Origin of the sequence: Aliikangiella coralliicola (assembly GCF_007004725.1) — a bacterium.
Lineage (GTDB): Bacteria > Pseudomonadota > Gammaproteobacteria > Enterobacterales > Kangiellaceae > Aliikangiella > Aliikangiella coralliicola.
On sequence record NZ_ML660173.1, the window covers coordinates 76,189 to 91,429 of the forward strand.

At 39.3% G+C, this 15,241-nt stretch carries 7 protein-coding genes; all 7 read left to right on the forward strand.

Annotated elements, in window-relative coordinates; all coding sequences use genetic code 11:
* Window positions 1-57 precede the first annotated feature (57 nt).
* The 7 genes from FLL46_RS26120 to FLL46_RS26150 all read left to right on the forward strand — a co-directional run bounded on the left by FLL46_RS26120 (window position 58) and on the right by FLL46_RS26150 (window position 15,098).
* Entirely contained in the window at window positions 58-993 is a 936-nt protein-coding gene (locus FLL46_RS26120) for a TauD/TfdA family dioxygenase (protein ID WP_168204326.1), read from the forward strand.
* Window positions 994-1,035: 42 nt separating this feature from the next.
* On the forward strand, window positions 1,036-6,492 hold the full coding sequence (locus FLL46_RS26125; protein WP_142935260.1) for an AMP-binding protein: 5,457 nt from the start codon (window positions 1,036-1,038) through the stop codon (window positions 6,490-6,492).
* A gap of 23 nt (window positions 6,493-6,515) precedes the next feature.
* Window positions 6,516-8,027, forward strand: coding sequence for a histidine ammonia-lyase (gene hutH, locus FLL46_RS26130; protein ID WP_142935262.1), 1,512 nt, complete (start codon window positions 6,516-6,518; stop codon window positions 8,025-8,027).
* Window positions 8,028-8,038: 11 nt separating this feature from the next.
* Window positions 8,039-9,598, forward strand: coding sequence for a condensation domain-containing protein (locus tag FLL46_RS26135; RefSeq protein ID WP_142935263.1), 1,560 nt, complete (start codon window positions 8,039-8,041; stop codon window positions 9,596-9,598).
* A gap of 48 nt (window positions 9,599-9,646) precedes the next feature.
* Window positions 9,647-12,079 (forward strand): penicillin acylase family protein, encoded by a 2,433-nt coding sequence (locus FLL46_RS26140; protein ID WP_142935265.1) that lies wholly within the window; start codon window positions 9,647-9,649, stop codon window positions 12,077-12,079.
* A 113-nt stretch (window positions 12,080-12,192) separates the two neighbouring features.
* Window positions 12,193-14,001 carry a cyclic peptide export ABC transporter gene (locus tag FLL46_RS26145; protein WP_142935267.1) on the forward strand — a complete coding sequence of 603 codons (1,809 nt, stop codon included), beginning with the start codon at window positions 12,193-12,195 and terminating at the stop codon, window positions 13,999-14,001.
* 86 nt (window positions 14,002-14,087) lie between these two features.
* Window positions 14,088-15,098, forward strand: a complete 1,011-nt coding sequence (locus tag FLL46_RS26150; protein WP_142935269.1) for a fatty acid desaturase family protein — start codon at window positions 14,088-14,090, stop codon at window positions 15,096-15,098.
* Window positions 15,099-15,241: the final 143 nt, after the last annotated feature.

Genomic DNA, 15,241 nt, shown 5'->3' on the forward strand with positions numbered 1-15,241 from the left:
AAGACTGTGCAAATAAAATATGCGCAAAGTGGCGCCAAATCACTTCCAGTAGTGATAATGTCAAACGATAATAAATTAGACTTACTAGATTGGCTGACGGAAAACGAGAGCCTTTGGAAGAAAAAACTTCATACAGACGGTGCCGTGTTATTTCGAGGTTTTTCCGAGTTTTCTGCGTCGCAAGTTTCTTTGGTATTAAATAAGGTTTGTAAGCACCCTTTAGAGTATAAAGAAAGGTCTTCGCCACGAACAAAAATAGACGACAAAGTATATACGTCGACAGATTACCCTAGCCATCAAGAGATATTTTTTCATAATGAGAATTCATATCAGTCAAGCTGGCCGAAGGTACTTATGTTTTATTGTAGGCTGCCAGCTCAATGTGATGGGAGAACGCCAATAGCAGATATGCGAAGGGTATTCGACCGGATACCTCAACCAATAAAGGAAAACTTTCATAAAAGAAAAGTTAAATACGTTAGAAATTTTAGTCCAACTCATGGACTAACCTGGCAAGACGTTTTTCAACTGGAAGACAAAAAACAGGTAGAGGACTACTGTCGAAAACAGGCAATTGACTTTAAGTGGAAAGATGAAAGTCAACTCGAAATAACGAGCGTCAGGGAAGCAATATTGCGGCACCCCGAAACGCAATCTCTTGTTTGGTTTAATCATGCTGCATTTTTTCATGTCTCGACGCTTGGCGAAGAGCTATCTAAAAATCTACTCGATTACTATGGCCAGGATAATTTGCCTAACCAGACTTACTATGGAGACGGTGAACCAATAGAAGACGAAGTTATTGCGACAATCAGAGGTGCTTACGAAGCTGAGAGGATTACATTCGACTGGAATCAAGGGGATGTATTGTTAGTGGACAATATGCTCTTTTCTCACGCTCGTGAAACTTATAGTGGTAATCGAACCATTTGGGTTGGAATGGGAGAGCTTTGTTATTCGAAAAAACACCTGGTCGACAGCTTAGAACAGTGAGAAAAAGTAGAGATACAATAAGATGATATTTCAGGATACGTTATGATTGTTAATGGCTTAAATATGGATAAATTAAGCTCAATGGTTGAAGTGTTGGCTTCGTATGCGAAGATTCACCCTGATCGTAAATTATTTACTTTTCTTAAAGATGGAAAGAGCGACGAGTCAGTGATAACTTTTGCTGAACTCAATGATACTGCTAAAGCTATTGCAGAACAATATCTAACGCATTATAAGCCTGGTTCCAGGGTGCTAATTGTTGCGCCCAATGGGCTTGAATACATTTATTCGTTATTCGCTTGCTTTTATGCTCGCATGATCGCAGTGCCGGTCTACCCACCGACTAATCCAGTTTTATCAAAGCGTCTAGTGTCTGTCATTAAAGATTGTCAACCGTCACTAGCCCTGACTACTAGTAAGGTTCTTTCTGACATCCGAAGTAGTGATTTTCTTTCTTCCACGGATGAGTTTTTCGAAAATGAAGATAACTGGCTAATAGTCGAGCAGTGTAATCCAGCAGATACGAAGGACTTAAAAAATGATTTTCCTTGTGGCTCTGACATAGCGTTATTGCAATATACGTCAGGCTCAACTGGTACTCCTAAAGGAGTCATGATTACTCATGCTAACTTGATGGCAAACGAGAAAATAATCTGTCGTGTTTTTCTGACTGGTCGAGACTCAGTTTGTGTCAGCTGGTTACCATTTCATCATGATATGGGATTGGTGGGGTGTTTATTGCAAACGGTCTATGCCAGCATGCATTGTGTTTTTATGGACCCTTACCATTTTGTAAGAGAGCCTCTTAATTGGCTTAAGGCGATATCCTACTACAGAGGAACCGTTAATGGAGGACCCAATTTTGCATTTGAATTACTGGCTCGCCGATTAAAACGCTCGAAGGAGCACCGAATCGATTTAAGTAGTTGGCGAACAGCATTTTGCGGTGCAGAACCAATTCAAGCGAAAACGCTCGATAACTTCCTGAGCCAATCAATTCAATATGGGTTTTCTCCTAAGGCATTAAGTCCTTGTTATGGGCTAGCGGAAGCAACCCTGATTGTGAGCGGGTGTGAAGCTGATAAAGGCACAAAGATATTAAATGTGAGCGATAAAAAGTTGCAACAAATGCAAGTTAAACAAGTGGCCGAAAACTCTCCTGGAGCGAGACAAATTGTCAGCTGTGGTAACCTTCTTTTTGATCAAAATCTGTATATCTTACGAGAAGAATCAAGCCAACCTTGTGCTGAAAACGAAATTGGGGAAATTTGCGTATCAGGTCCAAATATAACACGAGGCTATTGGAATAATAGAGCCTTAACCAGAAAAAGTTTCGTTACGATTGAAGCCAACGAGAAAAAAGTTTATCGAACCGGCGATCTGGGTTTTATGCATGATGGGCACCTTTATGTATCGGGACGTTTGAAAGATCTCATTATTATTAATGGGAGAAATTATTTCCCGCAGGATATCGAATCGAGTGTGTGGTCTGCGAATATTTCGCTCCGTCATGGTAGTGGTGCCAGTTTCTCGCTTGAGTTTGAAGGAAAGGAGCAGCTGATTGTCGTTCAGGAAATAAACAACAATTCGAGAAACAACCGGAAACAAATTGCTCGTGATATAAGCGATAAAATATTTACTGATTTTTATATCAGACCCTATAAAGTCGTCTTGATTAAACGTGGCACTATAACGAAAACAAGTAGCGGTAAAATTCAACGCAGCGCCTGCAAAAAAATGTTAAAAGAGCAGAAGTTGCAAATTATCCACGAAGAACTCGCAACACCGGAGAGTTTACAGAAAACTTTTAATGAAGAGCAAAGTATAGGTATTTTCGAAAAACACACAGATGGCACTAACTTGAGAAAGCAGCTTTGCCTGACTATTTCACAATGCTGTGACCTGCCGGTTCAACAAGTTTTCGCAGTAAATTCGATTGACAGATTAGGACTCGACTCGATATTAACCATGCAGCTTAAAAGCCAGTTAGAAGATGTGTTTAATGTTGAGTTGGAGCTTCAGCAATTGATTGACAACAGTGGTTATGACGAACTGCTGCATCTAATTACAGAGTCACAACCAAAATCACAACAAAAGGATTCTGGAAAGAGAGCAATTGATACAAACAGTCTTTCGATGTGTTTGACCAAAAGTCAGGAATCTCTCTGGTATTTACAAAATAGGAGCCCACAGAGTTCTTTATATCATATATCCAGGGCATTTAACCTGAACTCTCCATTTGATTTGGCGAATATTGAAAGTGCCTTTAAGAAGTTACAAGAAATTCATCCTGCGTTGAATATCATCATCAATGTTGATGATATGGGGAACGTAGTTCAGACTTTTAAACAAGACGATGCTGTGCCTGTTCAAATTGTCAGCGAAAAACTGGATGAGAAAGCACTTAACCTTAGTCTTAATCAATGGGCGAATAAAGCTTTCGAATTGTATGATGAGAAACTCTATCGGATAGTATTTTTTTCCAACGCGGAAAAGCCGGTTTTACTATTTGTGTTTCATCATATTATTTGTGATTTCCAGTCATTAGCTATTCTTTATGAAGATCTTTCAACTATCCTGGGTGACGAAGTAGTTGCACGACGGGAAAGAGGGAACTTCACTAATTTTGTCGATAATCAAACTCAATATAGTTCGTCAACAAAGGCAGAAGAAGATAGAAAGTACTGGCGGGCTCATCTCGCTCAAAACCCTATTACCAGGCTAAACTTTTTTTCTGGCAAAAAAACTAGGTGTAGCGAGAAGTATCGTTCTCGAAATAAAAAGTTGCCGATTTCTGCGATATTGTTTAAACGTTTGAAGGCGATCAAAAGTAAGTGTCAGTTTTCAACTTATACTTTGTTATTAGCATCTTTACAGGCTTTTATCGCACAACAGTTAAAACAAGACGTAGTTGCGATAGGCACAGCATTGAATCAAAGAAACAAAAGCGCATTTCAATCTCTGTTCGGATATTGCGTTAATCCTGTTCCGTTGGTTCAGCAGGTGGAACAATCCTTAACCGTTATTGATTTTATTTCAAAAACAGAGCGTTTGATCAATGAAGCTTTGTCGCATGGTTCGCTGCCGATCGCGGAAATAGTCGAACAACAAAGTAGTCAGAATCTATTAAATAGAAACGGATTGTTTGATGTGATCCTGACCTATCTTTCGGTTTCCGAGAAATTAGGTGGTGTTCTTTCAGATTTTGCTCTTCATGCTGAAGATGAAGTTGAGTGTACGCTTGGTCCAGTTAAGTTAGAGAGTAGAAGGATAGAAGAAGAGTATAACCAGTTTCCGATTGAGTTACGGCTCACAGAGTCGCGAAATAAACTGAAGGCGGAACTTATCTATCGTGAGGATCTTGTTCACAGAGAGTTCGCTGAATATTTGGGAGATGGCTGGATTCAATTCTTGACATGGTTTTGTGATAATTTACAAAATCCAATTGCAGATGCTGTTGCCCAGCTGGACATAGAAAAAGTATCTACTAACTGCTTAACTCCCATTGAAAAGCAGATTGAAAATTTCCCATCCTTACATCAACTTTTCGAGAGGCAGTGCGATGATACGCCGGAATTAGTTGCTTTAAGTTACAAGAAAAACAAAATACGATACCGCCAAATTGAAGATTATTCAAATCAAATTGCACGTTATATTTTTGTTACTAAGTGTAATAGTTCTGTCTCCGGCCCGGCACTTGTTGTTGCAGCTGCAAATGTTGAAGTTATCTGTGTTCTAATCGCTTTGTCTAAGGCCGGCGTGACTTTCGTTTGTCTTTCCGAAGAGCAGCCTATGGAACGAATACAGTATGTTGTTCAGGATTGTGAGCCGGCGCTAATTTTTCTGAATAGTTCTTCTGACAAGGAAGCATTTAAATTTCTAAGTGATTCAATTAGTAGCTCAAGTAAAGACGCGAAAATAGTTGATATCGAGTCGGGGAGCCTGAAGCAGCTTGTCAAAGCTGAATCGACAAATCGCCTGGACTTACCCATTAGCGGTAAGGATATAGCGTATTACGCTTACACATCTGGTACAACGGGAAAGCCTAAAGCCATTGTTCATCGACACGCAAGTTTAGTTTCATTTATTCAATGGCAAGCCAAGGCTGTCCAAATTGAAAATAACGTGACTGTAGCACAACAAGCAAGCATGGGGTTTGATGTTGCACTTTGTGAAATTTTCGGTGCCTTGTGTTTTGGTGCCTCGCTGGCTTTAGCCGATTCGTGTGTTAAGAAAGACCCTGTACAATTGATGCGCCAATTAGCGGATGAAAAAATTAATGTAATTCAATTAGTTCCTAGTTATTTTAGACAACTGGCAGAGATATTTTTTCAATCCTCGGATTACCTAACTACCAGGGATTCCTTCCAGTTAAAAAACATATTATTTGTCGGAGAAGCTTTAACTGCTGACGTGGTAGCTATGGCGTCTAAGATGTTTCCCTGCGCAAAAATTCATAATGTTTATGGTCCCACCGAATGCGTCGCGGCGACCCATAATGAAGTTAACAGTGCTACTGCTACAGATCCGATTTCAATTGGTGAACCAATTGATGAGAGAGTGATTTTCTTACTAAACGAAAATAATGAGCTTTGTAGTGAAGGAGAGGTTGGAGAGATTTGTATCGGTGGAAGCGCGTTGTCAAGTGGATATTTGAAACTGGAAGAGTTAACAAAGAAGTCTTTTTGTCACTTGTTTTCTAGCGACCTACCTTTTAGCAAAAGAGGAAAGGTGTTCCGCAGTGGGGATCTTGGTAGATTTGATTTTCAGGGGAAGCTGTTTGTTGAGGGTCGGAAGGATAACCAGGTAAAAGTTAATGGCGTCAGGATAGAGCTTGAAGAAATCGATAGAAATATTTTAACTTGCGGCTCAATTGTTGAAGCTAGCACTTTTATTAAGAAATTTGATGAAGGCGACATACGTTTGTGTGCTTGTGTTGTATTCAGAAACCATCCTGAAAATGACGCGCCTGGCGAAATTAATACTCAGAGCAAGCTACTTGCCGAGTTGAAAGAGCATCTGGCGAAACAGATTCCAGCTTCGATGATACCATCTTTATATTACTCGTTACCGCGACTACCAAGAAATCTCAATTCGAAAGTAGATAGAGGAGCGTTGGCAAATAATTCATCGATGAAAGTTCTCGCAACATTCGAGCAACCTTTGTCATCTAATCGAAACGAAGGTGATTTTATCGATGTTGTCAAAAATGTACTTAAGATAGACATGGTCGATGTCAATAGCAGCTTCTTCGATGCCGGCGGTAACTCTCTTTTAGCAATGAGATGCATTAATTATATCAACAAAAACTACGGCCTGGATATTCGATTGCAGGATATCACAGATGCTAAATCGATAGAGAGCTTAGCGCTAAATCTTGAACGGAAAAGACTTCAAGTGTCTCGAGATAACAATAAACTGGTGCAGGAAATAATAGCGGAAGTCATCCAGCTTAATCCCAAACAAGTAAAAGAAAAAATTTTAGAACTTCAATCCTAGAGCCGATTACAAGGAGTCATAGAGTGGAAACACATGTAATAACAGAGAAAAAGTATACGCTGGAAGAAATTAAAAATATTGTTCGCTCAAATGTGAAAATTAAGTTGTCGGATTCCATCGCCAGTAAAATTAGTTCAGGCGCAGCATATATCAAGGAAATTCAAGAGTCAGAAAAACCCATATATGGCGTTAATACAGGGTTTGGTTCCCTTTGTAATACGAAAATCTCGCCACAAAATTTATCAGAACTACAACATCGACAATTGATGTCGCACGCGTGTGGTGTTGGCGAACCAATATCTGAGGAACTTTCCAGATTGGTAATGTTTATCAAATTATTAACATTTCGTACTGGGCATTGTGGAATCAGTCTCGAAGTTGTGCAGCGACTAATAGACTTTTGGAATCACAAAATAACACCGGTTATTCCTAAGAAAGGAACCGTTGGCGCTAGCGGTGATCTTTCACCGTTAGCACACATGTCATTACCTGTTATCGGTTTGGGAGAAATGTATCTAGATAGTAAGATCGTTGATGCCTCTGTCGCTTTAAGCTCTGTTGATTTGCAACCATTAAGGTTAAAACCAAAGGAGGGACTTGCGCTTACCAACGGTATCCAATATCTCGACGCAATGGCCGTTCAAAGTTTATGGACCATTGAAGAGCTCATTAAATCTGCAGACTTAATTGCAGCACTATCTATGCAAGGATTTAGTACAGCAAATACTTTTTATCAGGTGAGACTTCATGAACTTTCCCGACATAAGGAAAGAATTCATGTCGCGAATAATCTGAATAAACTATTGGCCGGGAGCAATCATTTTAGTTTGCCACAGTGCGATCCACCTAAAGAAGACCCTTATTCATTTCGGTGTGTGCCGCAAGTGCATGGGGCAGTTCGAAAAGCATTTTCTTATGCTAAAGAAGTGATTGAAAATGATTGCAATAGCGTATCCGATAATCCATTGTTTTTCTACGAGACTGACGAAGTCCTAACTTGCGGAAACCTGCATGGTGCGAGTGCCGCATTAACAATGGATCATTTGGCGGCAAGCACTACAATTTTATCGAATATTTCAGAACGAAGAACTTATCAATTACTCTCAGGTCAGCACGGCTTACCTCATTATTTGATCAAGAAACCTGGATTAAATTCAGGACTGATGATTCCTCAATATACATCTGCAGCACTACTTAACGAAAATAAAGTATTAAGCACACCTGCTAGCGTCGACACAATTCCAACCTGTCAACTGCAAGAAGATCACGTCAGCATGGGTGGAACAAGCGGTTATAAGTTGCAGCAAATCGTAGAAAACACAGAACATATATTGGGAATCGAGTTGTTAACCGCGATGCAGGCTATTAGCCTCAATACTGGATTGATTAAATCGTCATTCACGGAACAGGTTTATGATGCGTTTAGAGAGGTTGTGCCCGAACTTGTAGATGATCGGTTTCAAGCTGAAGATATTAACAAGTCCGTCAGCTTTTTTCGTGAAAATCGAACTCAGTGGTCGAAGGATTTAGAGTAGAGCTTTAGTCGATGAAAGATAATATACCGCTACTTTCAATGCCACAAGTTAGTTTGGTTAAACTAATGATGGATAAAGCTTGCTTACCAGAATCGCTATTCCCCGTTTTTCGAATTGAGAAAGATAATGCAGAGGAAGGGAGGGGACTTTCTTATGCACAACAAAGGCTTTGGTTTCTGCATACTTCTTCGAACGAAAACTCATTTTATAATGAACCTATTCTTCTTGAATTAGAAGGAGAACTTAATTTTAATGCACTAAAGTCAGCGCTTTCACAAATTCAACAAAGGCATGAGGTGCTAAGAACAAAATTTCGGACAGTCGATGGCGTACCCGTTCAAATAATCCAACAAGTCGATGAGTTCCCCATTGATATGATTGACCTTTCTGATTTGCCATCTGCAACAGTTAATGAAAGAGTCTACCAACTCTACAAGGAAGATGCTTCCGCAGAAGTTGATTTATCCAATGATCACTTATGTAAAGCAACGTTAATCAAAACTGGCACTAATAAACACCTGCTAATATTCTTTATGCACCATATTGTCAGTGATGGCTGGTCAATGGGGGTTCTTTTGAGTGAATTGAAAATTCTCTATGAGAATTTTTTAGTGGGGAAAAAAGGAAGATTGGAACCACTTCCTATTCAATATTCAGACTATGCACTTTGGGAAAAGCAAATGTTATCAGGGAGCTACCTCGATAAGTTGTCCAGCTTCTGGAAGAAGGAATTACAAGGCGCGAAACAAAGGATTTCATTACCAAGAGATCAAAATATCGTTAATGCTCCCACTTTCAAAGGCGATCGAATTCCTATTCGCCTTTCGAAGGAATTAAGCGATAACACCGTTGCGAGAAGCCGAGAGTTAGATGAAAGGGGAACGTTATTTATAACACTGCTTTCGGCTTTCTATATTGGATTAAACTACTTAGGTGATGATGACGATATTTGTGTTGGAACCGATATTGCCAACCGTCCTAATGCTGAGTCAGAGCAGTTAATCGGTTTTTTTGTTAATCAGTTGGTATTGCGCTGTAAAATTGATGAAAGTTGCACCTTTAAGCAATTTGCCACTCATGTCAGCGACTTGAGTTATCGAGCCTTTGAACATCAAGCTTTTCCATTCGACCGGGTTGTCGATTTAATGAAGCACGATAGAGTCTCAGGCATATCGCCTATTTTTCAGGTAAAGCTTGTACTCCAAAACGCACCGATACAGGACCTAAAGCTACCGGAAGTAAAAATGAAGTTAAAACCTTTTTCCAGGGGAACTTCGAAGTTTGAACTTTTGATTGACCTAACGTTAAGAGACTCGATAATCGAAGGCTGGCTAGAATATTCCCTTGAGTATTTCGAACCTTCAACTGCACAACGTATCGTTGATGTTTTCGAAAATATTTTATCTGTTGCAGTTGCATGCCCTGAAAAATCGATTTTACAAATCAAGGCACTTGTTAAACAACAAGAGCGTGCTGTCAGGCGGCAAAAAAGAAAACAGCGTTCCAGCAAAACATTAAAACCGGGAATAAGCTATCGCTCTCCCAGAATGAAAGACGCCGCCACGGAATAACTGATAGTTAATAATTGATGATCAAACAAATAATAGTAGGATGATATTGTGAAACCGATACTAATTCGTTTTTTAATCTTCGTGATATTACCAGTAGGGCTGGCATTGGTCGGCCTGTTGATTCATTTTAATGCCAGTCTTCCAATGACCAATGGTACGAATCACATAGAAGGGATTAAAGCCAAAGTTGAGATTGTTCGGGATAAATGGGGCGTACCTCATGTTAGCGCAGAGAATGATCTTGATGCTTTTTTCAGCATTGGATATTTACATGCACAAGATCGTTTATGGCAACTTGAAATTCAACGTCGATTGGGATCTGGACGTCTAAGCGAAATATTTGGTAGTGAAAGTCTATCGAACGATAAAATGATGCGTACCTTAGGGTTTAGAAGATTAGCCGAACAACATTTTTCTCAATTGAGTGAGTTCGCGCAGCAATCGTTGTACGCGTATTCCGCCGGGATAAATGCGTGGCTTTTATCAGATGACCATGAATTGCCTATTGAATTTGTTGCGTTTGATGTCCAACCTGAAAAATGGACGCCGATCGATTCGCTGGTATGGCTGAAAGTGATCGCCTGGAATTTATCGAGCAATTACAAAACAGAGATTGACAGGTTGTTGTTAACCCATGAACTTGGAGAGTCAAAAGCCCAGGCTTTGTTTTTCGGCGAGAACAGTATTCAACAGAGTATTACCGAGCATGGTGAAATCGAACTATATCAATCTTTGGCCGAGCTCAGATCGTTTACCCAGGAGTTCCAACAACAGACTACGACGAATGGGAATCATATCGGCAGTAATGCCTGGGTTGTTTCCGGGGATTATACTGAAAGCGGATTACCTTTGTTAGCGAATGACCCACATGTGCAAATGAAAACGCCGTCAATGTTTTATTTAGCGCATTTAAAAGGTGGTAATTTAAATGCGGTAGGTGCTACCTTTCCCGGGCTGCCTTTTATTGTTTTCGGTCATAATGATTTTATCAGTTGGGGAGGTGCATCATTTGCTGCAGATGTACAGGACTTATATATCGAGCAAGTCAAAGTCACTAATCCCGACCAATATATTTACGATGGCGAAACTCGAGAGATGGAAATTGTCGAAGAAACTATTTTGGTTAAGCAAGATTTTCCATCGTTTCTTAGAGCTGCTATTCCACCGCAAAAGTGGAGAGCACGCAGTACCATCCATGGTCCAATAATCAGTGATGTAATAGGAATTTCCTCTAACCAGCTTATCTCGCTAAAGTGGACTGGCTTCGATCCTCAAGACAAAACCTATGAGGCTCTATTACAAATAAACTATGCCAGTGACTGGCCTGAATTTAACAGTGCCGTAAAGCTGGCAGTTACCCCCACACTGGCTTTTGTATACGCTGATAAGAAAAATAACATCGGCATGTTGGTTGGCGGTAAGATTCCAATCAGAAAACAAGGTTACGGAACTGCTCCCAACAACGGATGGAATAGTGATGAAGATTGGAGGGGCTATGTTCCTTTCGAGGAAAATCCAAACGCCTTTAACCCTCAAAATGGTTATTTAGTCTTAGCTAACCAGAGACTTGTTGATAACTCTTATCCTTATTTCGTTACCGCTGATTGGCCCTCGTCACATAGGGCAGATAGAATTGCTGAGAAGCTACAACAATTTATAGAACAAACTCCCAAAGAGTTGAATTTAGAACAAATGAAAGTAATACAGGGAGATCGCTTAAGTCTCGCTGCGGTGGAACTCTTACCTTACCTGTTAGCCGTTGAGCCGGCTGATGATAAACAAGCAGAAGCGTTAAGCTATTTGAAAAACTGGAATGGAGAGTTCGGACTGGAAAGTGTCGGCGCTACTATTTTTGAAACCTGGTATATGAGTTTTCGAGGAAAACTGCTACAAGATGACTTATGGGGGGATTTACTTAATGCCTCGAGAGCTGATTATTTGCTGGCGGCAGTCGATGATATCCCTCACTCGTTTTATTTAAAAGTATTAAAAAACAAGGACGTTAAGTGGTGCGATAACGTAAGGACGGTTAACAGAGAGAGTTGTGAAGACACCATATCTGCAGCTTTGGATGACACGATATCAACACTCGAAAAATTTGTAGGCAGTAGTATGGATGACTGGGAGTGGCAGCAAGTGCATCAGGCTTATTTTCCCCACACACCTTTTAGCCGTTTAAATCTGCTCGATATTATCTTCGATGAAAGAATTCCCTCTGTTGGTGATAACTATACTATCAATCTTGGCGAATCATCGTTTTCGATGACTGATGGTTATGAACAATATGTAGGTGCAACTTATCGCCAATTAGTCGACCTCGGCAATTTAGATAAAAGTCGATTTAGCATTACTCCAGGTCAGTCAGGAAACATCTTCAGCGCCCACTACAATGACTCGCTTGAAGCGCATCGTGATATGTCTTTTATTAAAATGAAATTGAGTGATGGTGAAGGTGAAAAGCTGATATTACTCCCTCAATAACTATCGAATATTAGATCAATTGTGCTGAATTAACTATTCCGGATGACAGGTCGATGAAAGCAGTTAGCCCGAACGATTCAAATCAAAATTATTAAACTTTAGTAGGTATAAAAATGAGCCTCTTTGACATACTTGTAAAACAATCCCCAAACAAGGTATTTGCTTCGCTCCTTTTGGGTATCATTGCGGGTTTGAGTTTTGCTTTCTTAATGCCACTGATATTAATATCGTTAGAGGAAGCAAGCACTCGGTTATTTCAATCAACAAGTGATTCAAGCGCGACTTTCCTATCTCTGGAAGTATCAAATATTCGATTTGCCGTTGCATATCTATGCTTATTTTTGACCATTATGATTTCGAAGGCTGGTTCACAAATCATAATGAGTAATGTTTCTATCGATGCGACTCGAGCATTGCGGTTGCGTATGTATCGGCATATAGCCAAATTGAGAATAAGAGACATTGAGTCGATAGGCCATTCAAATCTTATTGTTAGATTAACGACTGATATTGGTAATATTATTGGAGGCGTTCGAGTGTTACCCGTCATATTGATTAACATAGTGACTATCATTGGTCTTCTCGGATTTCTTGTTTACTTGAATGTTGAAGTCTTCTTATTACTAATCCTGACAATATTTCTGGCGATAGTGAGTTATCATATTCCGATGATCCTCTCAGTAAGGTTTTTTCGTCATGCGAGGCACTATACTGAAATACTGCAAGAGTCTATCCGCGGGTTAATTCTTGGTTCTAAAGAACTTAAACTTAACGATTCAAAACGAGAATATTTCTACCAGGAAAAGCTGCGCTCTACCGAAGATGAAATTAGAAGTGGAGCCAGAAAAGGGTGGTATACAATGTATCTGGCAATTTCGTACGGAGATTTGCTTAGTTTTATGGTGATAGGGTTAGTCGTTTTTGTTATTCAAAATTATTATGCTATTGATACGGCTGAACTGATTGGAATAATCATGGCGCTACTTTATATGAGAGGTCCTATCGCTGAACTACTCAATGTTTTGCCTGCGTTACCGCTGGCTAGAATTTCACTCAAAAAAGTACATGATTTATTCAACGACTACCCTGCAGAAAATACTCAAATTGAAAATCAGAAAATAGCACCATGGGATAAAATCATATTGAATGATGTGGTATTTACATACAAGAACCAACTCGAAAATGCGGATATTTCAGATGCTAATGATTTTGAGTCATCTGAACTAGAGCCATCCGATTTATCAACCGCTGATAATTTTGCAGGTACAAATTTTTCAATTGGGCCTATTCAACTGGAGTTAAATCGAGGTGAAACTACTTTTATTGTTGGTGGTAACGGTTCAGGGAAATCTACATTAGCAAAAGTTTTGGCTCTTCTGTACAAACCCGAAGAAGGTCATCTTGTCTTTGGAGATAGTGTTATTTGTGACAAAAATACGGCAGACTATCGTCAAATCATTTCTGCTATTTACCTGGACTTCTATTTATTTGACGAAATACTGGACGCGAAAACATCGGAGCTCACCGAAACGGCCGAGAGCTATCTTAAATATTTCCAATTAGATGATAAGCTATCAGTTAATGATAATGAGTTTTCAACGATAGATTTATCTGGTGGCCAGAGAAAGCGATTAGCACTTCTGGTTTCATTTTTAGAAGATCGAGACTTATATATATTTGACGAATGGGCTGCGGATCAGGACCCAGAGTTTAAGGAAATATTTTATACAAAAATTCTTGGTGATTTAAAGCAAAAACAAAAAACGGTTGTGGTGATAACCCATGATGACAGGTATTTCAAACACGCAGATAAATTAGTCACTATGGAAAATGGAAAAATTAGAGACATAACGACTAAAGATAAAAAATCTGTCGAAGCAGAAGTTTCCGAGGTACAACTTACTGAAGAGCAACTTGCCTAACTACTGGTTCTCTATCTAATCAGTGTCGATTCTTATATATCCTAATAAATAAAGTTTAGCCAGAATATTTTTGAGGTGCGGTGCTAATGGTAAATGAACAGGAAATTCAGCGACTAAAGAAAATTAGACCTAATTATGCGATTTTGTCGTTGGCTTTAGATTGGTTGCAAATCTTTGCGGCCTTTTACGTTGCTATAATGGTGGACCATTGGTTGTTTTATTTGATTGCTATGGTCTTTATCGCTCGATGTCAGCATGCTCTCTATATGATGATGCACGAAGCGGCACACTTTGGTCTTCACTCTTCAATTTTAGTTAATAATTATATTGGCCAATTTGCAATTGCCGGTCCCGCGCTATTTTCGCTATTTGTTTATCGTAGTAACCACCTTAATCATCACCGACATCCGACTTCGGATGACGACCAGTATCCGCTGAAAAAAAGTAAATTTGCTGTTGAGTTGCTAGAGGATCTTTTTTGCTATTCCTATTTTCGTTATATGAAACTTTTTATTGTCGCGTTTGCAAAAAAGGTAAGGAGAAGAAAAGAAAGAGACGAGGAGGCAAAAAAGGAAGAGGAAGAAAAACGGATTGCCGACAAATTAAAAGCCGAAAAGGAAGACCTGGAGCTCGAAAAAATTGAAATAAAAAATAGCGGGGGGAACGTTAAAGGAAGGCGTACTCACCCACATAAGCTGCCCAAATATATGGTGCTTAGTTCGATGCTCCTGGGTAATGGAATAATCATCCTCTTTTTCTATTTGTTAGACGCTACGTTAATGTACCCAATCTTATGGCTTCTTCCAATGTTCAGTATATTGTTTGTGTTTTTTCGAATACGAGGTGTTTGTGAGCATGGCGGGTTGAAAGTGGATGATAATTCCATGTTAACAACGCGCACAATTATTAACCCGCTTCAAGCTTACTTTTTTCACCCTCACAGAGCTAATTATCATATCGAACATCACTTGTACCCTAATGTTCCATACTACAATTTAAAGAAGTTACATACGGTAATAAAAGAAGGCGGTCAGTACAATACGACAAATGTTTATCGTAGCTATTTTCATATTATAAATAATGTCGTCACTTATTAGTTTGCAACACTAAATATTTTTAATGTAACGCTATTTACGTATTATTCGATTTACAAAGTAACCAACGTAATAGATAATAAATTATATTTTTTTAAGTTATAAGAAAAAAATATTTTGCATTTCACCACTCAGAATTACATCAA